The organism is Citrobacter sp. Cf072 (assembly GCF_030334485.1).
In the GTDB taxonomy this organism is placed as follows: Bacteria; Pseudomonadota; Gammaproteobacteria; order Enterobacterales; family Enterobacteriaceae; genus Citrobacter; species Citrobacter freundii.
In genome coordinates, this window is the sequence record NZ_JAOWDX010000026.1 from 32686 (window position 1) to 56270 (window position 23585).

18 protein-coding genes are annotated in these 23585 nt (G+C 52.2%); 17 read left to right on the forward strand and 1 reads right to left on the reverse strand.

Going from position 1 to position 23585, the window contains the following annotated elements:
* The first annotated feature begins 171 nt into the window (after window positions 1–171).
* The 13 genes from serC to OGX66_RS01865 all read left to right on the forward strand — a co-directional run bounded on the left by serC (window position 172) and on the right by OGX66_RS01865 (window position 15138).
* A complete protein-coding gene (serC, locus tag OGX66_RS01805) occupies window positions 172–1260 on the forward strand; it encodes a 3-phosphoserine/phosphohydroxythreonine transaminase (protein WP_003847007.1) in 1089 nt (362 codons plus the stop codon).
* A gap of 69 nt (window positions 1261–1329) precedes the next feature.
* Window positions 1330–2613: a 3-phosphoshikimate 1-carboxyvinyltransferase gene (gene aroA / locus OGX66_RS01810; RefSeq protein WP_016149864.1), complete on the forward strand. Its 1284-nt coding sequence runs from the start codon at window positions 1330–1332 to the stop codon at window positions 2611–2613.
* A gap of 138 nt (window positions 2614–2751) precedes the next feature.
* Entirely contained in the window at window positions 2752–3513 is a 762-nt protein-coding gene (loiP, locus tag OGX66_RS01815) for a metalloprotease LoiP (protein ID WP_286510810.1), read from the forward strand.
* A gap of 171 nt (window positions 3514–3684) precedes the next feature.
* Entirely contained in the window at window positions 3685–4368 is a 684-nt protein-coding gene (cmk, locus tag OGX66_RS01820; protein ID WP_003035772.1) for a (d)CMP kinase, read from the forward strand.
* A 113-nt stretch (window positions 4369–4481) separates the two neighbouring features.
* Window positions 4482–6155: a 30S ribosomal protein S1 gene (rpsA, locus tag OGX66_RS01825; RefSeq protein ID WP_003035776.1), complete on the forward strand. Its 1674-nt coding sequence runs from the start codon at window positions 4482–4484 to the stop codon at window positions 6153–6155.
* 159 nt (window positions 6156–6314) lie between these two features.
* Window positions 6315–6599, forward strand: a complete 285-nt coding sequence (gene ihfB / locus OGX66_RS01830) for an integration host factor subunit beta (protein ID WP_003035780.1) — start codon at window positions 6315–6317, stop codon at window positions 6597–6599.
* 206 nt (window positions 6600–6805) lie between these two features.
* Window positions 6806–9070 carry a ComEC family protein gene (locus OGX66_RS01835; RefSeq protein ID WP_088902488.1) on the forward strand — a complete coding sequence of 755 codons (2265 nt, stop codon included), beginning with the start codon at window positions 6806–6808 and terminating at the stop codon, window positions 9068–9070.
* Window positions 9071–9106: 36 nt separating this feature from the next.
* Window positions 9107–10855: a lipid A ABC transporter ATP-binding protein/permease MsbA gene (gene msbA, locus OGX66_RS01840; protein ID WP_003035784.1), complete on the forward strand. Its 1749-nt coding sequence runs from the start codon at window positions 9107–9109 to the stop codon at window positions 10853–10855.
* On the forward strand, window positions 10852–11829 hold the full coding sequence (gene lpxK, locus OGX66_RS01845) for a tetraacyldisaccharide 4'-kinase (RefSeq protein WP_044701579.1): 978 nt from the start codon (window positions 10852–10854) through the stop codon (window positions 11827–11829). Before msbA ends, lpxK begins: the two co-directional genes overlap by 4 nt.
* A 41-nt stretch (window positions 11830–11870) precedes the next feature.
* Window positions 11871–13103, forward strand: coding sequence for a winged helix-turn-helix domain-containing protein (locus OGX66_RS01850; RefSeq protein WP_088902487.1), 1233 nt, complete (start codon window positions 11871–11873; stop codon window positions 13101–13103).
* Window positions 13104–13154: 51 nt separating this feature from the next.
* Complete coding sequence (ycaR, locus tag OGX66_RS01855; RefSeq protein ID WP_003035793.1) at window positions 13155–13337, forward strand: protein YcaR; 183 nt, start codon at window positions 13155–13157, stop codon at window positions 13335–13337.
* On the forward strand, window positions 13334–14080 hold the full coding sequence (kdsB, locus tag OGX66_RS01860; RefSeq protein ID WP_003035796.1) for a 3-deoxy-manno-octulosonate cytidylyltransferase: 747 nt from the start codon (window positions 13334–13336) through the stop codon (window positions 14078–14080). Before ycaR ends, kdsB begins: the two co-directional genes overlap by 4 nt.
* Window positions 14081–14244: 164 nt before the next feature.
* Window positions 14245–15138, forward strand: a complete 894-nt coding sequence (locus tag OGX66_RS01865; RefSeq protein WP_003035798.1) for a YcbJ family phosphotransferase — start codon at window positions 14245–14247, stop codon at window positions 15136–15138.
* A gap of 117 nt (window positions 15139–15255) precedes the next feature.
* Here the strand turns inward: OGX66_RS01865 and elyC are convergent, their stop codons facing one another.
* Window positions 15256–16020 carry an envelope biogenesis factor ElyC gene (gene elyC / locus OGX66_RS01870; RefSeq protein WP_088902486.1) on the reverse strand — a complete coding sequence of 255 codons (765 nt, stop codon included), beginning with the start codon at window positions 16018–16020 and terminating at the stop codon, window positions 15256–15258.
* Window positions 16021–16155: 135 nt separating this feature from the next.
* Between elyC and cmoM the strand changes: the two genes are divergently transcribed.
* Genes cmoM through mukB form a run of 4 tightly spaced genes read left to right on the forward strand, consistent with a single transcriptional unit; the run spans window position 16156 to window position 23419 of the window.
* Window positions 16156–16959, forward strand: a complete 804-nt coding sequence (gene cmoM / locus OGX66_RS01875; protein ID WP_003035803.1) for a tRNA uridine 5-oxyacetic acid(34) methyltransferase CmoM — start codon at window positions 16156–16158, stop codon at window positions 16957–16959.
* Window positions 16952–18274 carry a chromosome partition protein MukF gene (gene mukF, locus OGX66_RS01880; RefSeq protein WP_286510814.1) on the forward strand — a complete coding sequence of 441 codons (1323 nt, stop codon included), beginning with the start codon at window positions 16952–16954 and terminating at the stop codon, window positions 18272–18274. The genes cmoM and mukF overlap by 8 nt, the downstream gene beginning before the upstream one ends.
* Window positions 18255–18959, forward strand: coding sequence for a chromosome partition protein MukE (mukE, locus tag OGX66_RS01885; protein WP_003035809.1), 705 nt, complete (start codon window positions 18255–18257; stop codon window positions 18957–18959). The genes mukF and mukE overlap by 20 nt, the downstream gene beginning before the upstream one ends.
* A complete protein-coding gene (mukB, locus tag OGX66_RS01890) occupies window positions 18959–23419 on the forward strand; it encodes a chromosome partition protein MukB (protein WP_003846984.1) in 4461 nt (1486 codons plus the stop codon). The genes mukE and mukB overlap by 1 nt, the downstream gene beginning before the upstream one ends.
* Window positions 23420–23585: the final 166 nt, after the last annotated feature.

The following is a 23585-nucleotide window of genomic DNA, read 5'->3' on the forward strand; positions in this document are numbered from 1 at the left end:
TGTTGTGTGACCAATGACACATTTTTACCCTGGTCAGTTTTACCCATTGCGGCGCGTGTCACTGAATGATAAAACCGATATCCACAGGAATAACTTATACCAATGTCTGTCACCGGATTATCGTCAATGACAGGATGTTGATTGGACAACAACACAACGTGGTGAGGGGAAATGGCTCAGGTCTTTAATTTTAGTTCAGGTCCGGCAATGCTACCGGCAGAAGTACTTAAACTGGCTCAACAGGATCTTCGCGACTGGAACGGTCTTGGCACGTCGGTGATGGAAATTAGCCACCGTGGCAAAGAATTCATCCAGGTCGCCGAGGAAGCGGAGCAGGATTTTCGTGATCTTCTTAGCATCCCCTCCAACTATAAAGTGTTGTTCTGCCATGGCGGTGGTCGTGGGCAGTTCGCGGGTATCCCGTTAAATATTCTGGGGGATAAAACCACCGCGGATTACGTCGATGCCGGTTATTGGGCCGCCAGTGCAATTAAAGAAGCGAAAAAATACTGCACACCAAACGTTATTGATGCCAAAGTCACCGTGGACGGCCTGCGTGCTGTTAAGCCGATGAGTGAATGGCAGCTTTCTGATAACGCGGCGTACCTGCACTATTGTCCGAACGAAACTATCGATGGCATTGCGATCGATGAAACGCCGAATTTTGCCAGCAACGTTGTGGTCACGGCGGATCTGTCCTCTACCATTCTTTCCGCACCGCTTGACGTTAGCCGTTATGGCGTAATTTATGCCGGTGCACAGAAAAACATCGGCCCGGCCGGCCTGACGATTGTCATCGTCCGTGAAGATTTGCTGGGTAAAGCTCATGTATCATGCCCGTCAATCCTCGACTATACCGTGCTGAATGACAACGATTCCATGTTCAATACGCCGCCAACCTTTGCCTGGTATCTGTCTGGCCTGGTCTTTAAATGGCTGAAAAAGCAGGGCGGTGTTAATGCAATGGATAAGATTAACCAGCAAAAAGCGGAACTGCTGTACGGCGTAATTGATAACAGCGATTTCTACCGTAACGATGTGGCGAAATCCAACCGTTCACGCATGAACGTACCGTTCCAGCTGGCTGACAGCGCACTGGATAAACTGTTCCTGGAAGAGTCTTTTGCCGCGGGCCTGCATGCGCTGAAAGGGCATCGTGTGGTCGGCGGTATGCGTGCGTCCATCTACAATGCAATGCCGCTTGAAGGTGTAAAAGCACTGACCGATTTCATGGTCGATTTTGAACGCCGTCGCGGCTAATCTGCTGTACTTTTCATCCCCACAGCCCGTCTGTGGGGTTTTTATGTCTGTTTTTGAGAGTCGAGTTTCATGGAATCCCTGACGTTACAACCCATTGCGCGGGTGGATGGCACAATCAATCTGCCTGGATCCAAAAGTGTTTCTAACCGCGCTTTGCTGCTGGCCGCATTAGCCAATGGCACCACTGTCCTGACCAACCTGCTGGACAGCGATGATGTTCGCCATATGCTTAATGCTCTGAATGTGTTAGGGATTAGCTATACCCTTTCTGCTGATCGTACCCGCTGCGAGATTATTGGCAATGGTGGTGCATTACATGCGCAAGGCTCAGTAGAACTGTTCCTTGGTAATGCCGGAACCGCCATGCGCCCGCTGGCCGCAGCGCTATGTCTGGGCAGCAATGACATCGTGCTGACGGGCGAACCGCGCATGAAAGAGCGCCCGATTGGCCATCTGGTTGATGCGCTGCGCCAGGGCGGAGCCAAAATTGACTATCTGGAGCAGGAAAACTATCCACCTTTACGTCTGCGCGGTGGCTTTACCGGAGGCCAGGTTGAGGTAGACGGTAGCGTTTCCAGCCAGTTCCTCACTGCGCTGCTGATGACTGCGCCGCTTGCGCCGCAGGATACGACGATTGCAATTAAAGGTGACTTGGTATCCAAACCTTACATTGATATCACACTGAACCTGATGAAAACGTTTGGTGTTGAAATTGAAAATCAAAACTACCAGCGCTTTGTCGTGAAGGGGCAGCAGCAGTACCAGTCACCGGGTGCATACCTGGTTGAAGGCGATGCTTCTTCCGCTTCCTATTTCCTCGCGGCGGGTGCCATTAAAGGCGGTACGGTAAAAGTTACCGGGATTGGCCGTAACAGCATGCAGGGTGATATTCGTTTTGCCGATGTACTGGAAAAAATGGGTGCTACCATTACATGGGGCGACGATTTTATTGCCTGTACTCGCGGCGAGTTGAACGCAGTGGATATGGATATGAACCATATTCCTGATGCGGCGATGACCATTGCAACGGCGGCGCTGTTTGCGAAAGGCACCACAACATTACGTAATATCTACAACTGGCGCGTCAAAGAGACCGATCGTCTGTTCGCGATGGCGACGGAGTTACGCAAAGTGGGCGCGGAAGTGGAAGAGGGGCATGACTTTATCCGCATCACCCCGCCTGCAACATTGCAATTTGCGGACATCGCGACCTACAACGATCACCGCATGGCGATGTGTTTCTCGCTGGTGGCGCTATCTGACACGCCTGTGACCATTCTTGATCCAAAATGTACCGCCAAAACCTTCCCGGATTATTTCGAACAGCTGGCGCGTATTAGTACTCCTGCCTGATCCTCACGAAACGTCGGTCCCCGGACTGGCGTTTCTGTGTCCGTAACCGCACTGTTTTTACGCTTACAACTAATGCTAACTTGTGGATGATTTAACTTATTTATTTGTTTTTATTATAAATATCATCGGAAGATTAGCATGAAAAATAAATCACTCTTTTTGGCATTGACTGTTTCCGCTACGTTGCTGGCAGGTTATAAAAATGGTGTAAATGGCGACCTTGTTGCCAGTTCTGGTATGGCAGCTTATAAAGCTGCGACGCTTACCGATGCTGATGTCAAATCCCTCTCTAACAGCTCATGTAAGCAGATGGATAGTGAAAACCAGCTGGCGGGCGCAAAAAGCAAATACACTAAGCGTCTGAATAAAATTGCGAAAGCGTTGGGTAATAACATTGATGGAACGCCGGTCAACTATAAAGTTTATATGACCAGTGATATCAATGCCTGGGCAATGGCGAATGGATGTGTACGTGTTTATTCGGGCTTGATGGACCTGATGACCGACAATGAAATTGAAGGCGTGCTGGGTCATGAGTTGGGCCATGTTTCTTTAGGGCACTCACGTAAAGCAATGCAGACCGCGTATGCCACACTTGCTGCGCGCGATGCTATTTCTGCGACCAGCGGCGTCGCTTCTCAGCTTTCCCAGTCTCAGTTGGGCGATCTGGCGGAAGGTGTGATTAACTCAGCCTTCTCCCGTAGCCAGGAATCGGATGCGGATGACTTTTCCTATGATTTGCTGAAAAAACGCGGTATTGACCGTCAGGGGTTAGTGACTGCGTTTGATAAGTTTGCCACGATGGACGCAGGCCATGCAAAATCACTGATGGATTCTCATCCGGCATCTGACGATCGCGCTCAGCATATGCGTGAACGTATCGCAGCAGATAAAAAGTAAAACAGTGCCATCTTCCGGGCTGGTTTCTCGCCAGCCCGCTATAATTGCGCAATTCTTCCACATATCGTTACAGACTAATCGGGTTTTTACACTCTGTATTAACGATCATTAGCGTTGGCGCGTATAATGCGCGGCGTTCACGTTAATGTACGCCCGTTTAAGGAGAAAAAGATGACGGCAATTGCCCCGGTTATTACCATTGATGGCCCAAGCGGTGCAGGAAAAGGCACCTTGTGCAAGGCAATGGCGGAAGCATTGCAGTGGCATCTGTTAGATTCAGGCGCGATCTACCGCGTACTGGCGCTCGCAGCGTTACATCACCATGTTGATGTCACTTCTGAAGATGCTCTGGTACCGCTTGCCTCACACCTGGATGTGCGTTTTATCTCAACAGACGGCAACCTTGAAGTCATTCTTGAAGGTGAGGATGTCAGCGGTGAAATCCGTACCCAGGAAGTGGCGAATGCCGCCTCTCAGGTCGCGGCGTTTCCTCGCGTGCGTGAAGCGCTTTTACGTCGTCAACGCGCATTTCGCGAAACCCCAGGTCTGATTGCTGATGGACGTGATATGGGGACCGTGGTGTTCCCGGATGCGCCGGTGAAAATTTTTCTGGACGCCTCCTCGCAAGAACGTGCGCATAGACGTATGCTACAGTTGCAGGAGAAGGGCTTTAGTGTTAACTTTGAACGCCTTTTGGCCGAGATCGAAGAACGAGATTATCGCGATCGTAACCGTGCTGTAGCGCCGCTGGTTCCTGCTGCTGATGCTTTAGTTTTGGATTCAACCCGATTAAGCATTGAGCAAGTGATTGAAAAAGCGTTACAATACGCGCGCCAAAAACTGGCTCTCGCTTAAGTGCGACCGAATTTGCAGTACCCCCGTTGCAATGGATTGACAGCGGGTATGTTAAACAACCCCATCCGGCATGGAGCCAGGTGGACGTTAAATATGAAACCTGAAGATTAAACATGACTGAATCTTTTGCTCAACTGTTTGAAGAATCCTTAAAAGAAATCGAAACCCGTCCGGGTTCCATCGTTCGTGGTGTTGTTGTTGCTATCGACAAAGACGTAGTACTGGTTGACGCTGGTCTGAAATCTGAGTCCGCCATTCCGGCAGAGCAGTTCAAAAACGCCCAGGGCGAGCTGGAAATCCAGGTTGGTGACGAAGTTGACGTTGCTCTGGATGCAGTAGAAGACGGCTTCGGTGAAACCCTGCTGTCCCGTGAAAAAGCTAAACGTCACGAAGCTTGGATCACGCTGGAAAAAGCTTACGAAGAAGCTGCAACCGTTACTGGTGTTATCAATGGCAAAGTCAAGGGTGGCTTCACTGTTGAGCTGAATGGTATTCGCGCGTTCCTGCCGGGTTCCCTGGTAGACGTTCGTCCGGTCCGCGACACGCTGCACCTGGAAGGCAAAGAGCTTGAATTCAAAGTAATCAAGCTGGATCAGAAGCGTAACAACGTTGTTGTTTCCCGTCGTGCCGTTATCGAATCCGAAAACAGCGCAGAACGCGATCAGCTGCTGGAAAACCTGCAGGAAGGCATGGAAGTTAAAGGTATCGTTAAGAACCTCACTGACTACGGTGCATTCGTTGATCTGGGTGGCGTTGACGGCCTGCTGCACATCACCGACATGGCATGGAAACGCGTTAAGCATCCGAGCGAAATCGTAAACGTTGGCGACGAAATCACTGTTAAAGTGCTGAAGTTCGACCGCGAGCGTACTCGTGTATCTCTGGGCCTGAAACAGCTGGGCGAAGATCCATGGGTAGCTATCGCTAAGCGTTATCCAGAAGGTACCAAACTGACTGGTCGCGTGACCAACCTGACCGACTACGGCTGCTTCGTTGAAATCGAAGAAGGCGTTGAAGGCCTGGTTCACGTTTCCGAAATGGATTGGACCAACAAAAACATCCACCCGTCCAAAGTTGTTAACGTTGGCGACGTAGTGGAAGTTATGGTTCTGGATATCGACGAAGAACGTCGTCGTATCTCCCTGGGTCTGAAGCAGTGCAAAAACAACCCATGGCAGCAGTTCGCGGAAACCCACAACAAGGGCGACCGTGTTGAAGGTAAAATCAAGTCTATCACTGACTTCGGTATCTTCATCGGCCTGGACGGCGGCATCGACGGCCTGGTTCACCTGTCTGACATCTCCTGGAACGTTGCAGGCGAAGAAGCAGTTCGTGAATACAAAAAAGGCGACGAAATCGCAGCAGTTGTTCTGCAGGTTGACGCAGAGCGTGAGCGTATCTCTCTGGGCGTTAAACAGCTCGCAGAAGATCCGTTCAACAACTGGGTTGCACTGAACAAGAAAGGCGCAATCGTAAACGGTAAAGTCACTGCAGTTGACGCTAAAGGCGCAACCGTAGAACTGGCTGACGGCGTTGAAGGTTACCTGCGCGCTTCTGAAGCTTCACGTGACCGCGTTGAAGATGCAACTCTGGTTCTGAGCGTAGGCGACGACGTTGAAGCTAAATTCACCGGCGTTGATCGTAAGAACCGTGCAATCAGCCTGTCTGTTCGTGCTAAAGACGAAGCTGATGAGAAAGATGCAATCGCAACTGTTAACAAACAGGAAGATGCTAACTTCTCTAACAACGCAATGGCTGAAGCTTTCAAAGCAGCTAAAGGCGAGTAATATCGAGTGCTCTAAATCCTTTGTGCTGTTAACGGCACAAAGGATGACGAGTAGCTTGACAGATTACAGGATTCGTCCTGTAATCAATGACAAAGGGCGGCTACGGCCGCCCTTAATCAATGCAGCAGCTAATTATGCCTTTAAGGAACCGGAGGAATCATGACCAAGTCAGAATTGATTGAAAGACTTGCAACCCAGCAACCTCATATTCCCGCGAAAGCGGTTGAAGATGCAGTTAAAGAGATGCTGGAACATATGGCCTCGACTCTTGCGCAGGGCGAGCGTATTGAAATCCGCGGTTTCGGCAGCTTCTCTTTGCATTACCGCGCACCACGCACCGGACGTAATCCGAAGACCGGCGATAAAGTGGATCTGGAAGGGAAATACGTTCCGCACTTTAAACCAGGTAAAGAACTGCGCGACCGCGCCAATATTTACGGTTAAGTTTTTAGCGAGACTTAACGCCGAGAAAAGCACCCACATGGGTGCTTTTTTCATTTCTGTGCGCCTATCCTGGAATCCTCATCCCAGTTAATTTGTACGTTACAACCCCCACTAAATGTCTGCGGAACTCAGGTCGTATAACGATAAATTGATGCCAGACAATCGTCGAAGAGTACTGCACACTCCCTGTAACAGGGAGGTTATTGATGAAAATAACAACGGTGAGTACGTGTGCATTATTCGGCATTCTCCCACTCATGCTATTACCTACGCTGCCAGGCATGTTGTGTATCAGCATTGTATTTTGTCTGGCATGTCTGCTCTGTTTTCTCCCCCACAAATATATACGTTCCGCCGGACTAACCCTGCTGTTTTTTCTTTGGGGAATCCTGGCTGCGAAAGAGGCTCTGTGGGCCGGTAATACGCTGCCTGAGAAAAACCAGCAAGCCATTGTGCGGATAACCGGAACTGACAATATGACAACGCACTACGGCCAAATCACTCACCTTCAGGGGAGACGAATCTTTCCTGCACAAGGAATCGTCTTGTACGGACAGTATTTACCCGGTGATGTTTGTGCGGGTCAGACATGGGCGATGACGTTGAAAGTCCGCGCCGTACACGGTCAATTAAACGAAGGCGGATTTGATAGCCAGCGTTACGCATTGGCGCAGCATCAACCGTTGACGGGGCGATTCTTACAGGCTTCGGTTATCACACCACAATGCAGTTTGCGTTCGCGATTTCTCGACTCATTGAAAACGGTACTCGCCGACTATCCCTGGCAGCAGGTCATACTGGGTCTGGGAATGGGTGAGCGCTTGTCCGTGTCACAAGAGGTGAAAACGATTATGCGTGATACCGGCACGGCTCATTTGATGGCAATCTCCGGGCTGCATATTGCGTTTGCTGCACTTCTGGCTGGCGGAATAATTCGCGCGGGACAATTTTTTATGCCCGCCAGATGGATTTGCTGGCAGGTTCCATTAGTGGGTGGGATTATCTGCGCCACATTATATGCCTGGCTGACGGGGCTGCAACCCCCGGCATTACGAACGGTTGTTGCGCTGCTAGTCTGGGGGGCGCTAAGACTTAGCAGCAGGCAGTGGAGCGGATGGTCGGTATGGATCTGCTGTCTGGCAGCCATTCTGGTGGTGGATCCTGTTGCCGTTCTTTCGCAAAGTCTATGGTTGTCTGCATCCGCCGTTGCGGCACTGCTGTTCTGGTACCAATGGGTACCGCTCCCGGACTGGCCGCTGTCGCGTGCTGGTCGTCAATTTCTGGCGCTGGCTCATCTGCAATTGGGTATTACGCTTCTGCTTCTTCCCGTACAAATCGCAATGTTTCACGGTTTTAGTCTGACCTCGTTTCCGGCTAATTTGTTTGCCGTCCCTTTGGTCACGTTTATTTCCGTACCCTTGATATTAGCAGGCATGATCGTGCATTTAGCCGGACTGGTGATGATTGAATCGAATCTGTGGTATTTAGCGGATCGTTCTCTGGCGCTACTATTTTGGGGGCTCAGGAGCCTGCCTGAAGGGTGGATCAATATTGATGCACGCTGGCAATGGCTCGCATTTTTACCCGGAATAATGATTATCGCATGGCGACTAAATATCTTGCGTACGCTACCGGTGGTCTGTTTCTCTGCGCTACTTTTGCTGAGTGGGCCGCTTTGGCGTGCACCGCGTACAGATGTGTGGCAAGTGCATATGCTGGATGTCGGGCAGGGGCTGGCGATGGTGATTGTGCGTAATGGAAAAGCGCTGCTTTACGATACCGGTCTGGCATGGCCTGAAGGCGATAGCGCGCAACAGCTGATTATTCCCTGGTTGCGTTGGCATAATCTGGAGCCAGAAGGGGTCATTTTAAGTCATGAACATATGGATCACCGGGGAGGGTTGCACTCCTTACAACAAGCCTGGCCATCACTATGGATAAGAAGTCCGCTAGGCTGGAAAGGACACCTCCCGTGTTTTCGCGGAGAACGTTGGCAATGGCAAGGGTTAACCTTCAGTGCGCACTGGCCTGTGCGTGGAAGTACAGGGCAGGGGAATAACCACTCCTGCGTGGTTAAAGTTGATGATGGGTATCAGAGTGTTCTGCTGACCGGCGATATTGAGTCTCCCGCTGAACAAAAAATGCTAAGTCACTACTGGCAGCATCTGCAGTCTACGGTGATGCAGGTTCCGCATCATGGCAGCAATACTTCATCATCACTGGCACTCATTCAGCGAGTTGACGGGCAGGCTGCATTAGCCTCTGCATCCCGTTACAATGCCTGGCGTCTGCCATCCAGGAAAGTGAAGCAACGTTATCGGAAACAAAATTATCAATGGCTGGATACACCACATCAGGGGCAGATTACGCTGGATTTTTACCAAAAAAACTGGCGAATACACAGCTTGCGGGATCAGATTTTACCTCGTTGGTATCATCAGTGGTTTGGCGTGTCGGAGGATAACGGGTAGAATATGCGGCTATTCTAACAAATGCTGGTTTTTTGAATGCATAACGATAAAGATCTCTCTACGTGGCAGACGTTTCGCCGACTATGGCCAACCATAGCGCCTTTTAAATCGGGTCTGATCGTGGCGGGTATAGCGTTAGTCCTTAACGCGGCCAGCGATACCTTCATGTTATCGCTCCTTAAACCATTACTGGATGATGGTTTTGGTAAAACGGATCGTTCGGTGCTGCTGTGGATGCCGCTGGTGGTCATTGGGCTGATGATAGTTCGTGGCTTAACCAGTTATGTCTCCAGCTACTGTATCTCATGGGTGTCAGGCAAAGTGGTCATGACCATGCGTCGCCGCCTGTTTGGTCATATGATGGGCATGCCAGTCTCCTTTTTTGATAAACAGTCTACAGGTACGCTGTTGTCACGTATTACCTATGATTCAGAGCAGGTCGCGTCATCGTCTTCCGGCGCGCTGATCACCGTGGTACGTGAAGGGGCCTCAATCATTGGCCTGTTTATCATGATGTTCTATTACAGCTGGCAGTTGTCACTGATCCTGATTGTACTGGCGCCAATTGTGTCAGTGGCGATCCGTGTGGTTTCCAAGCGCTTTCGTAGCATCAGTAAAAACATGCAAAACACTATGGGGCAGGTTACGACCAGTGCGGAGCAGATGCTGAAAGGCCACAAAGAAGTTCTGATTTTTGGTGGTCAGGAAGTCGAAACCAAGCGCTTTGATAAGGTCAGCAACAAGATGCGTTTGCAGGGTATGAAGATGGTTTCCGCTTCTTCTATCTCCGATCCTATCATCCAGTTGATTGCGTCTCTGGCTCTGGCCTTCGTGTTATATGCGGCCAGCTTCCCAAGCGTAATGGAAAACCTGACGGCAGGGACAATTACGGTTGTCTTCTCCTCAATGATCGCGCTGATGCGTCCGTTGAAATCGCTGACCAACGTCAACGCGCAGTTCCAGCGCGGTATGGCGGCATGCCAGACCTTATTTACGATTCTGGATAGCGAACAGGAGAAAGATGAAGGTAAACGTGTTATCGAGCGTGCTACCGGCGATCTCGAGTTCCGCAACGTGACTTTCACCTATCCGGGACGTGAAGTACCGGCTCTGCGTAACATCAACCTGAATATTCCCGCGGGTAAAACCGTTGCTCTGGTTGGCCGTTCGGGCTCAGGGAAATCCACCATCGCCAGCCTGATTACGCGCTTCTACGATATTGATGAAGGGCAGATTCTGATGGACGGACACGATCTGCGCGAATATACCCTGGCATCCCTGCGCGATCAGGTTGCGTTGGTTTCGCAGAATGTGCACCTGTTTAACGATACGGTTGCCAACAACATCGCCTACGCGCGTACCGATATGTACAGCCGTGAGCAGATCGAAAAAGCGGCACAGATGGCCTACGCCATGGATTTCATCAACAAGATGGATAATGGTCTGGATACGGTGATTGGTGAAAACGGCGTCCTGCTTTCCGGCGGACAACGTCAGCGTATCGCTATCGCCCGTGCCTTGTTGCGTGACAGCCCAATTCTGATCCTTGATGAAGCAACATCAGCTCTTGATACCGAATCTGAACGTGCGATTCAGTCTGCGCTGGATGAGCTACAGAAAAACCGTACTTCTCTGGTCATTGCTCACCGTCTTTCAACCATTGAACAAGCCGACGAAATCATCGTGGTGGAGGATGGTCTGATTGTCGAACGCGGAACCCATAGCGACCTGATTGAGCAGCGCGGGGTCTATGCGCAATTACACAAAATGCAATTCGGTCAATGATCGCACGTATCTGGTCTGGTGAATCGCCGCTGTGGCGATTGTTACTTCCACTCTCCTGGCTTTATGGCCTGGTGAGTGGCGGGATCCGCCTATGCTACAAGCTTGGGCTTAAACGCGCTTGGCGCGCGCCAGTACCGGTTGTGGTGGTCGGAAACCTTACTGCCGGCGGCAATGGCAAAACACCGGTGGTGATTTGGCTGGTTGAACAACTGCAGCAACGCGGGATTCGCGTGGGCGTGGTGTCGCGTGGGTACGGCGGGAAAGCGGCCGCTTATCCGTTGTTATTGACCGCAGAGACCACTACCGCAGAAGCGGGTGATGAACCTGTGCTGATCGCCCAACGTACCGGCGTGCCGGTAGCGGTATCCCCGGTAAGATCGGATGCGGTAAAATCCATTTTGGCCCAACATGACGTGCAGATTATTGTGACCGACGATGGGCTACAGCACTATCGTCTGGCGCGAGATGTTGAAATCGTGGTTATTGACGGCGAACGTCGGTTTGGCAATGGCTGGTGGCTTCCCGCTGGTCCAATGCGGGAACGCGCAGGTCGTCTAAAATCGGTGGATGCGACTATTGTTAACGGTGGCGTTGCGCAACCAGGGGAAATCCCTATGCGACTTGAACCGGGGCTGGCCGTTAATTTACGTACAGGCGAACGCCGTGATGTAGCGCAATTGCCCAATATTGTCGCCATGGCGGGCATTGGTCACCCTCCGCGTTTTTTTGCCACGCTGAAAGCATGCGGTGCCAGCGTGCAAAAAAGCATTGCGCTGGCAGACCATCAGTCTCTGACCTACAGTGACGTCAGTGCGTTTGTAAACGCCGGGCAAACGCTGGTGATGACGGAAAAAGATGCGGTTAAGTGCCGGGCATTTGCCGATGAAAACTGGTGGTATTTACCTGTTGACGCACATTTGTCAGGCGATCGGCCTGACATGTTGCTGGATAGCTTAATCTCGCTGACTCGCTAACTGATTCACGCTGCGGCAGCGAATCATTTATGAGGCCATAGATGTCGTTGCCGCACCTTTCTCTGACGGATGCCCGTCATCTTCACCTTGCCGCTCAAGGTCTGCTGAAAAAAACACGCCGTCGGGCAACCCCGGCAGATATTCTCGCGACTATTTCGCGCATGTCGTTACTGCAAATCGATACCATCAATATTGTGGCGCGAAGTCCTTACCTGGTGCTGTTTAGTCGTTTAGGCGATTATTCACCCCAATGGCTGGACGACTCGTTACAGCAGGGCGAACTGATGGAATACTGGGCGCACGAGGCCTGCTTTTTGCCGCGCAGCGATTTTATGCTGATACGTCACCGCATGCTGGCCCCGGAGAATATGGGCTGGAAGTATAAAGTGGCGTGGATGAAAGAACATGCTCATGAAATTGAGCAACTGCTCCAGCACATCCAGCATAACGGACCGGTACGATCTGCTGATTTTGAGCATCCACGTAAGGGGACCAGCGGCTGGTGGGAATGGAAACCGCAGAAGCGTCATCTTGAAGGGCTGTTCACTGCCGGGAAAGTGATGGTGGTGGAACGGCGTAATTTCCAGCGAGTGTATGATTTAACCTATCGCGTCATGCCACACTGGGACGATGAACGCGACCCACTTTCGCAGGAAGATGCTGAAAGCGTCATGCTGGATAACAGCGCCCGCAGTCTGGGGATTTTCCGCGAACAATGGCTGGCAGACTACTACCGCCTGAAGCGCCCGGCGCTAAAAAACTGGTGCAACGAACGGGCGGAACAGCAACAGATTATTCCTGTCGACGTTGAAGGGCTGGGAACGCTGTGGCTGCATAGCCACCTTCAGCCGCTACTCGAACAGGCGCTGGCGGGCAAATTAACGGCGACCCACAGCGCAGTGTTATCGCCTTTTGATCCGGTGGTTTGGGATCGTAAACGGGCAGAGCAGCTATTCGATTTTAGCTACCGGCTGGAGTGTTACACGCCAGCACCAAAACGTCAGTACGGTTATTTCGTCTTGCCGTTGCTGCACCGCGGGCAGTTGGTTGGGCGAATGGATGCCAAAATGCACCGTAAAACGGGCGTGCTGGACGTGATTTCGCTGTGGTTACAGGATGGGGTTAAGCCTGGGGTGACTTTGCAAAAAGGATTGTTTCAGGCGATTGACGATTTTGCCCGCTGGCAACTGGCAACACGCGTGACGCTGGGACGTTATCCTGAAGGTTTATTTGCTGATGCACGCCATGGTTGGGAAATAGACCCAGCCCATTAAGCGATTATGTTAATATTTACGGATTCACAATCCGGTCCATCTGGAGGAACTATGGATCATCGTCTGCTTGAAATCATTGCCTGCCCGGTATGCAATGGCAAACTCTGGTTTAACCAGGAAAAACAGGAACTGATTTGTAAACTGGATAACCTTGCTTTCCCACTGCGTGATGGCATTCCTGTGTTACTGGAAACCGAAGCCCGCGTTCTGACTGCTGATGAGAGTAAATCATGAGTTTTGTGGTCATTATTCCTGCGCGTTATGCGTCCACTCGTCTGCCGGGCAAGCCGCTACTGGATATCAACGGCAAGCCTATGATCGTGCATGTCCTGGAGCGTGCGCGTGAATCTGGCGCTGAACGTATCATCGTGGCCACCGATCACGAGGATGTCGCTCGCGCGGTAGAAGCGGTGGGGGGGGAAGTGTGCATGACCCGCGCCGATCACCAGTCTGGTACGGAACGCCTGGCGGAAGTCGTCGAGAAATGTGGTTTTAGCGATGATACCGTTATTGTGAACGTACAGGGTGATGAGCCGATGATTCCGGCGGTCATTATTCGCCAGGTGGCTGAGAATCTGGCGCAACGTCAGGTCGGCATGGCGACTCTTGCGGCTCCGATTCACAGTGCGGAAGAGGCATTCAATCCGAATGCGGTAAAAGTCGTTTTGGATGCTGAAGGATATGCGCTCTATTTTTCACGCGCGACCATCCCATGGGATCGCGATCGTTTCGCCAAAAGTCTGGAAACGGTGGGGGACACCTTCCTGCGCCATCTGGGCATTTACGGCTATCGCGCCGGTTTTATTCGCCGCTATGTTAACTGGCAGCCTAGCCCGCTTGAGCATATCGAAATGCTGGAGCAGCTGCGAGTGCTGTGGTACGGCGAAAAAATTCACGTTGCCGTCGCAAAAGAAGTCCCGGGTACCGGCGTAGACACTACCGAAGATCTCGAGCGCGTTCGCGCCGAAATGCCTTAGTTTTTCTCACGGCACTCCCCCATATTGATGCGTATTTTTGGGAGGAGTGTCGTATCGTTGCGCTTTCCCTCCACTTTTCTTTTCATCAATTGATCTCATCCGGGTGACATCTGTCTGCCCGACGCTCATTATGAAAGCAGTAGCATTTATGAGGGCAATCTGAAATGGAACAGTTGCGTGCCGAACTCAGCCACCTGCTGGGCGAAAAACTCAGTCGTATAGAATGCGTGAATGAAAAAGTGGATACGGCCCTGTGGTCACTGTACGACAGCCAGGGAAATCCGATGCCGCTGATGGCGAGAAGTTTCACCACGCCAGGTATGGCGCAGCAACTGGCATGGAAAACCTCCATGTTAGCGCGCAGCGGTACGGTGCGTATGCCCGTCATTTACGGGGTCTTAACCCACGAAGAGCATCCCGGCCCCGATGTGTTACTGCTTGAGCGTTTACGGGGTGTGCCGGTGGAAGCGCCAGCCCGAACGCCCGAACGCTGGGAACATTTAAAAGATCAGATCGTAGAAGGTCTGCTGTCATGGCATCGGCAGGATAGCCGTGGCTGCGTGGGCATGGTGGATAACACGCAAGAGAATATCTGGCCATCCTGGTATCGCCAGCGTGTTGAGGTGCTGTGGACCACGTTAAATCAGTTCAACAATACTGGCTTGACGATGCAGGATAAGCGCATCCTGTTTCGTACCCGTGAGTGTTTACCCGCGTTATTTGAAGGATTCAATGATAACTGCGTACTAATCCACGGTAATTTCAGTTTACGTAGCATGCTCAAAGACGCCCGTAGCGATCAGCTACTGGCCATGGTGGGACCGGGGTTGATGCTGTGGGCGCCCAGAGAGTATGAATTGTTCCGTTTAATGGATAACGCGCTGGCGGAAAGCCTGCTTTGGCAATACCTGCAACGCGCGCCCGTGGCGGAGTCCTTCATCTGGCGGCGCTGGCTGTATGTGTTATGGGATGAGGTGGCGCAACTGGTCAACACCGGACGTTTTAATCGCACCAACTTTGACCTGGCAACGAAATCACTGCTGCCGTGGCTCGCCTGACTATCCCGTTACGGCATTGCCGGATGGCGGCGTGAGCGCCTTATCCGGCCTACAATTCTGCGCTGAACGCCTGGGGCTGATAAGCCGCGTTAGCGTCGCCGTCAGGCAATATTTCTGTCAGTGCTCCGATCCCTTTAACCACTGCCAGATGCGACCCAATGTTTCGTAACCAGCACGATCGCTGTGCATCAACCAGACGGGAGAGGGGATCGCGCGTTCCCACGGATTTAGCGGTGAATCAATCGCTAACTGATTAGCCGGCGCGGGCAACGGGTGTAGTCCAGCCTGTTGGAAGAAAATCATTGCTCGTGGTAAGTGCGATGCGGAGGTCACCAGCAGGAACGGCGCGCTGCCGATGGCCTGCTTAACCGCTGCGGCTTCTTCTTCAGTATCTTTAGGTTTATCCAGCGTGATGATATCACCGTGTGGCACACCCAGTGACTGCGCTACGCGGGCTCCTGCTTCTGCAGTACTGACGTTATTGCTCTTTGCCGCAGCACCGGTAAAGATAAGCTTCGATCCCGGATTAGCACGCCAGAGGCGAATACCTTCATTCAGACGCGGAAGACTGTTGCTGATTAGGTTTGAACTTGGTGCCCACTGAGGATTCCAGGTATACCCTCCGCCCAGCACCACAATGTATTCCACTTTTTGTGTATCCTGCCAGGTTGGATAGCTGTCCTCAATCGGTTTCAGTAGGCTATCAGCGACGGGTTGCAAGCTAAGAAGTAACAGCGCCAGCCAACTCAGGCTAATGCACACTTTCCCTGTTTTTTGAAAGCGACTAAACCAGAGCAGCACCAGGCCTGTACCCATGATAATGAGCATTAGCGGAAGTGGCAGCATCATACCGCCAATCATTTTCTTCAGCGTAAAAAGCATCCTTTTTGGTTCCTTTTTTAACCATACAGCAGGGGATCTGCAGGGATATTACACCAGGAAGGTTCATTCTCGGCGTGGGTGTGACAAAATAGCGGTTTTACTTAGTCACCCTAAAGCCAGCGTGTGGAGAGCCCGATGCGGGATCGCAATTTTGATGACATTGCAGAGAAGTTTTCCCGTAACATTTACGGCACCACTAAAGGTCAGCTTCGCCAGACGATCCTCTGGCAGGATCTGGACAAACTTCTTGCCGACTACGCGGGCCAGACATTGCGTGTGCTTGATGCGGGTGGCGGAGAAGGGCAGACAGCCATTCTGATGGCGCAGCGGGGCCATCACGTTACCTTGTGCGATCTTTCTGCTGAGATGGTGGCGCGAGCGCAACGGGCGGCAGAAGAGCAAGGTGTGAGCGACAACATGCATTTTATACATTGTGCCGCTCAGGACATCCCACAGCATTTGGATTCTCAGGTTGATCTGATATTGTTTCATGCTGTGCTGGAATGGGTGGCCGATCCACAAGCCGTCTTAAAAACATTGTGGTCGATGTTACGCCCGGGCGGTGCTTTATCGCTGATGTTCTACAATGCAAATGGCCTGTTGATGCGTAATGTGTTGGTCGGTAATTTCGGCTATGTACAGCAGGGAATGTATAAAAAGAAACGGCGCACGTTGTCTCCCGATTTCCCGCGCGACCCTCAGCAGGTCTATGGCTGGCTGGAGGAGATTGGCTGGGAGATAACCGGTAAAACGGGCGTGAGGGTGTTTCATGATTATCTGCGTGATAAACAAAAACAGCATGACTGTTTTGATGCTTTAACAGAAATAGAAACGCGCTATTGCCGCCAGGAACCGTATATCAGCCTTGGGCGCTATATTCATGTCACCGCGATTAAACGTCCGGCCCGAGCCGCAGATGCAAGGATAACCTATGAGTGAATTTTCCCAGACAGTCCCCGAACTGGTTGCCTGGGCCAGAAAAAATGACTTCTCCATCTCTCTGCCGGTAGACAGACTTTCGTTCCTACTGGCGGTCGCCACATTGAACGGTGAGCGACTTGACGGTGAGATGAGTGAAGGTGAACTGGTGGATGCGTTCCGCCATGTGAGTGATGCGTTTGAGCAAACCAGCGAAACCATCGGCGTCCGCGCCAACAACGCGATCAACGATATGGTGCGTCAACGTCTGCTGAACCGCTTTACCAGCGAGCAGGCTGAAGGCAACGCCATTTACCGTTTAACGCCGCTCGGGATTGGCATCACAGATTACTATATTCGTCAGCGCGAGTTCTCTACGCTGCGTCTTTCCATGCAACTGTCGATTGTTGCAGGCGAACTGAAGCGCGCGGCGGATGTGGCAGCGGAAGGTGGCGATGAGTTCCACTGGCACCGCAACGTCTATGCGCCATTGAAATACTCGGTGGCGGAGATTTTCGACAGTATCGATCTGACCCAGCGCATCATGGATGAACAGCAGCAGCAGGTAAAAGACGACATCGCACAGTTGCTAAACAAAGACTGGCGGGCGGCGATTTCCAGCTGTGAACTGTTGCTTTCTGAAACGTCTGGTACGCTGCGTGAACTGCAGGATACGCTGGAGGCGGCGGGGGATAAGCTACAGGCTAACCTGTTACGCATCCAGGACGCCACAATGACGCATGATGATTTGCATTTTGTTGATCGGCTGGTGTTTGATTTACAAAGCAAGCTCGACCGCATTATTAGCTGGGGTCAGCAGTCCATTGACTTGTGGATCGGCTACGATCGTCATGTGCATAAATTTATCCGTACCGCGATCGATATGGATAAAAACCGCGTCTTCGCCCAGCGTCTGCGTCAGTCCGTGCAGACCTACTTTGACGACCCATGGGCGCTGACCTATGCCAACGCCGATCGTCTGCTGGATATGCGTGACGAGGAGATGGTGCTGCGTGACGAAGAGGTCACCGGTGAACTTCCGGAAGATCTGGAATATGAAGAATTTAACGAGATCCGTGAACAACTGGCGGCGATCATCGAAGAACAGCTGGCTATCTACAAATCCAGACAAACACCACTGGATCTCGGTTTGGTAGTGCGCGAGTATCTGGCGCAATACCCACGTGCGCGTCATTTCGACGTCGCGCGTATTGTTATCGATCAGGCGGTACGCCTTGGCGTAGCGCAAGCAGACTTCACCGGACTGCCAGCCAAATGGCAGCCGATTAATGATTACGGAGCCAAGGTACAGGCGCATGTCATTGACAAATATTGAACAAGTGATGCCGGTAAAGCTGGCGCAGGCGCTGGCGAATCCGTTATTTCCGGCGCTGGATAGCGCCTTACGTTCGGGCCGCCATATCGGTCTGGATGAACTGGATAATCATGCCTTCCTGATGGATTTTCAGGAATATTTTGAAGAGTTTTACAGCCGCTACAACGTGGAATTGATCCGTGCGCCGGAAGGGTTCTTTTACCTTCGTCCGCGTTCAACGACGCTCATTCCGCGTTCGGTCCTGTCTGAACTGGACATGATGGTGGGTAAAATTCTTTGCTATCTCTATCTCAGCCCGGAACGCCTGGCGAACGAAGGGATTTTCACCCAGCAAGAGCTGTATGACGAGCTGTTAACGCTGGCGGATGAAGCCAAACTGCTGAAGCTGGTGAACAACCGTTCAACCGGTTCTGACGTTGACCGCCAGAAGCTACAGGAAAAAGTGCGTTCTTCGCTCAACCGCTTGCGCCGCTTAGGCATGGTGTGGTTTCTGGGCCACGACAGCAGCAAATTCCGTATTACAGAATCTGTCTTCCGCTTTGGCGCGGATGTGCGTAGCGGTGACGATCCGCGTGAAGCACAGCGTCGCTTAATTCGTGATGGTGAAGCGATGGCGGTCGAGAACCGTCTGCAGCTCAACGATGAGCCCGAAGAGAATCAGCCGGACAGTGGAGAAGAAGAATAATGATTGAACGCGGTAAATTTCGCTCACTTACGCTGATTAACTGGAATGGTTTTTTTGCCCGTACGTTTGATCTCGATGAGCTGGTCACCACGCTGTCCGGTGGTAACGGTGCGGGTAAATCCACCACCATGGCGGCATTTGTTACGGCGCTCATTCCGGACTTAACCCTGCTGCATTTCCGTAACACCACCGAAGCTGGTGCAACCAGCGGTTCACGTGATAAAGGTCTGCACGGTAAGCTGAAAGCAGGGGTCTGTTACTCAATGCTCGACGTCCTCAACTCGCGTCATCAGCGCGTGGTCGTGGGTGTGCGTCTGCAACAGGTTGCGGGTCGTGATCGCAAAGTGGATATCAAACCGTTTGCCATTCAGGGGCTGCCGATGTCGGTACAGCCAACCCAACTGGTGACGGAAACGCTGAACGAGCGCCAGGCGCGCGTACTGTCTCTACCTGAGCTGAAAGAGAAGCTTGATGAGATGGAAGGTGTGCAGTTTAAGCAGTTCAACTCAATAACCGATTATCATTCGCTGATGTTCGATCTGGGCATCATTGCTCGCCGTCTGCGCTCCGCGTCTGATCGTAGTAAATTCTACCGTTTGATTGAAGCCTCGCTGTACGGCGGGATCTCCAGCGCCATTACCCGTTCACTGCGTGACTACCTGCTGCCGGAAAACGGCGGCGTCCGTAAAGCGTTCCAGGATATGGAAGCCGCGCTGCGTGAAAACCGCATGACGCTTGAAGCGATTCGCGTAACCCAGTCTGACCGCGACCTGTTTAAGCATTTGATCAGCGAAGCGACCAACTATGTGGCTGCGGATTATATGCGCCATGCCAACGAACGTCGTATCCATCTGGATAAAGCACTGGAATATCGTCGTGAACTGTATACCTCACGTAAGCAGCTGGCGGCAGAGCAGTACAAGCACGTGGATATGGCGCGTGAACTGGGCGAGCATAACGGCGCCGAAGGCGATCTGGAAGCCGATTATCAGGCCGCGAGCGATCACCTGAATCTGGTGCAAACCGCGCTGCGTCAGCAGGAAAAAATTGAACGCTACGAAGCGGATCTCGAAGAACTGCAGATCCGTCTTGAAGAACAAAATGAGGTGGTTGCGGAAGCCGTTGACCGCCAGGATGAAAACGAAGCCCGCGCGGAAGCCGCCGAACTGGAAGTGGATGAGCTGAAAAGCCAGCTTGCCGATTACCAGCAGGCGCTGGACGTCCAGCAGACGCGAGCCATCCAGTATACCCAGGCGATTCAGGCCCTAAATCGGGCGAAAGAGCTCTGCCACCTACCGGATCTGACAGCCGACAGCGCCGCCGAATGGCTGGAGACTTTCCAGGCCAAAGAGCAGGAAGCCACTGAAAAACTGCTAACGCTTGAACAAAAAATGAGCGTGGCGCAAACCGCGCATAGCCAGTTCGAACAGGCTTATCAGCTGGTGGCGGCTATCAACGGCCCGCTGGCACGTAGTGAAGCCTGGAGCGTGGCGCGTGAATTGCTGCGTGAAGGCGTTGAACAGCGCCACCTGGCGGAACAGGTTCAGCCATTGCGTATGCGACTGAGCGAACTGGAGCAGCGTCTGCGCGAACAGCAGGATGCCGAGCGTCTGCTGGCCGAATTCTGCAAGCGTCAGGGTAAACAGTTTGATATCGATGAGCTGGAAGCGCTGCACCAGGAACTGGAAGCGCGCATCGCCGCCTTGTCGGACAGCGTCTCGTCTGCCAGCGAACAGCGTATGACGCTGCGTCAGGAACAGGAACAGCTACAATCCCGTATTCAGCATTTGATGAAGCGGGCACCTGTCTGGCTGGCTGCGCAAAATAGCCTGAATCAGCTTAGCGAGCAGTGTGGCGAAGAGTTTACCTCTAGCCAGGATGTGACCGAGTATCTGCAACAATTGCTGGAGCGCGAGCGTGAGGCCATTGTTGAGCGTGATGAAGTCGGTGCACGTAAAAATGCGGTTGATGAAGAGATTGAACGTTTAAGTCAGCCGGGCGGTGCGGAAGATCAGCGTCTGAACGCGCTGGCTGAACGCTTTGGCGGCGTGCTGCTGTCAGAAATTTATGATGACGTTAGCCTTGAAGATGCCCCGTACTTCTCTGCGCTGTACGGTCCTTCGCGCCATGCCATCGTGGTACCAGATCTATCACTAATTACCGAACAGCTTGAAGGGCTGACGGATTGCCCGGAAGATCTCTATTTCATCGAAGGGGATCCGCAGTCGTTTGATGATAGCGTCTTCAGCGTTGATGAACTGGAAAATGCGGTGGTGGTGAAAACCGCCGAGCGTCAATGGCGTTATTCCCGCTTCCCGAAGGTGCCTATTTTTGGTCGTGCAGCGCGTGAAAGCCGTATCGAAACCCTGCATGCCGAGCGTGAAGGGCTGTCTGAACGTTTCGCCACGCTCTCCTTTGATGTACAGAAAACCCAGCGTCTGCATCAGGCGTTCAGCCGCTTTATCGGCAGCCATCTGTCGGTGGCGTTTGAAGCCGATCCAGAAGCGGAAATTCGCCAACTGAATAGCCGTCGCGTTGAACTGGAACGTGCGCTGACCAATCATGAAAATGATAATCAGCAAAGCCGTATGCAGTTTGAACAGGCGAAAGAGGGCGTCTCCGCGCTGAACCGCCTGCTGCCGCGCTTGAATCTGTTGGCAGATGACACGCTGGCCGATCGCGTGGACGAAATTCGCGAGCGTCTGGATGAAGCTCAGGAAGCCGCGCGTTTTGTACAGCAACATGGCAATCAGTTGGCGAAACTGGAACCTATTGTTTCAGTTCTGCAAAATGACCCTGAGCAGTTTGAACAGCTGAAGGAAGACTATACGTATTCCCAGCAGATGCAGCGCGACGCACGTCAGCAGGCTTTTGCGCTGACTGAAGTCGTACAGCGTCGGGCGCACTTTAGTTATTCCGACTCAGCCGAAATGCTGAGCGGTAATAGCGATCTGAACGAAAAATTGCGTGAACGCCTGGAACAGGCGGAAGCCGAACGTACCCGCGCTCGTGAAGCGCTGCGCAGTCATGCTGCACAGTTAAGCCAGTACAACCAGGTCATGGCATCGCTAAAAAGCTCTTATGACACCAAAAAAGAGCTGCTTAACGATTTACAACGTGAACTGCAGGATATTGGTGTCCGTGCGGACAGCGGTGCCGAAGAGCGCGCGCGTATCCGTCGTGACGAACTGCATGCGCAGCTCAGCAACAACCGTGCACGCCGCAACCAACTTGAGAAAGCACTGACCTTCTGCGAAGCGGAGATGGAAAACCTGACCCGCAGACTGCGCAAGCTGGAACGTGATTATCATGAAATGCGCGAGCAGGTAGTCACCGCCAAAGCCGGCTGGTGTGCAGTCATGCGGATGGTGAAAGATAACGGTGTGGAACGTCGTCTGCACCGTCGCGAGTTGGCCTATCTTTCTGGTGACGAACTGCGTTCGATGTCGGATAAGGCGCTCGGTGCGCTACGTCTGGCGGTTGCGGATAACGAACACCTGCGCGATGTGTTGCGTATGTCTGAAGATCCAAAACGCCCAGAGCGCAAAATCCAGTTCTTCGTCGCGGTTTACCAGCATCTGCGTGAACGTATTCGCCAGGATATTATCCGTACCGACGATCCGGTTGAAGCCATCGAACAGATGGAGATTGAGCTGAGCCGTCTGACGGAAGAGCTAACCTCTCGTGAACAGAAACTGGCGATCAGCTCACGCAGCGTGGCGAACATTATTCGTAAGACCATTCAGCGTGAACAGAACCGTATTCGCATGCTGAACCAGGGGCTGCAAAGTGTGTCGTTTGGCCAGGTTAACAGCGTTCGCCTGAACGTCAATGTGCGTGAAACGCATGCTACCTTGCTGGACGTACTTTCAGAGCAGCATGAGCAGCATCAGGATCTGTTTAACAGCAATCGTCTGACCTTCTCTGAAGCGCTGGCGAAGCTGTATCAACGTCTGAATCCGCAGATTGACATGGGACAGCGTACGCCGCAAACCATAGGTGAAGAGCTGTTGGACTACCGTAACTATCTGGAGATGGAAGTTGAGGTTAACCGTGGCTCTGACGGCTGGCTGCGTGCTGAATCTGGCGCGCTGTCAACGGGTGAAGCGATCGGGACCGGGATGTCTATTCTGGTGATGGTGGTGCAAAGCTGGGAAGATGAAGGTCGCAGATTGCGCGGGAAAGACATCTCTCCTTGCCGCCTGCTGTTCCTTGATGAAGCAGCACGACTCGATGCGCGTTCTATTGCGACTCTGTTTGAGCTGTGTGAGCGTTTGCAGATGCAGCTGATTATCGCTGCGCCGGAAAACATCAGCCCAGAGAAAGGCACCACCTACAAACTGGTGCGTAAAGTCTTCCAGAACACCGAGCACGTTCATGTGGTGGGGCTGCGCGGATTTGCGCCTCAGTTACCGGAACCACTGCCGGGGACTGAAGATGCCTCCTCGCAGGCAAGCTAAATAGAAAGGCGGTCATTTGACCGCCTTTCTTCTTTTCCGAAAAGTCTCAATTGCAGGTGCAATTTCTTTTAACTTCTTTACATTATACCAGGTAAAACATTGGCGAAGTTTATATACTGAAGATAAGCCTGACGGGTATGCAGGCTTACTCGTCATACTTCAGTTG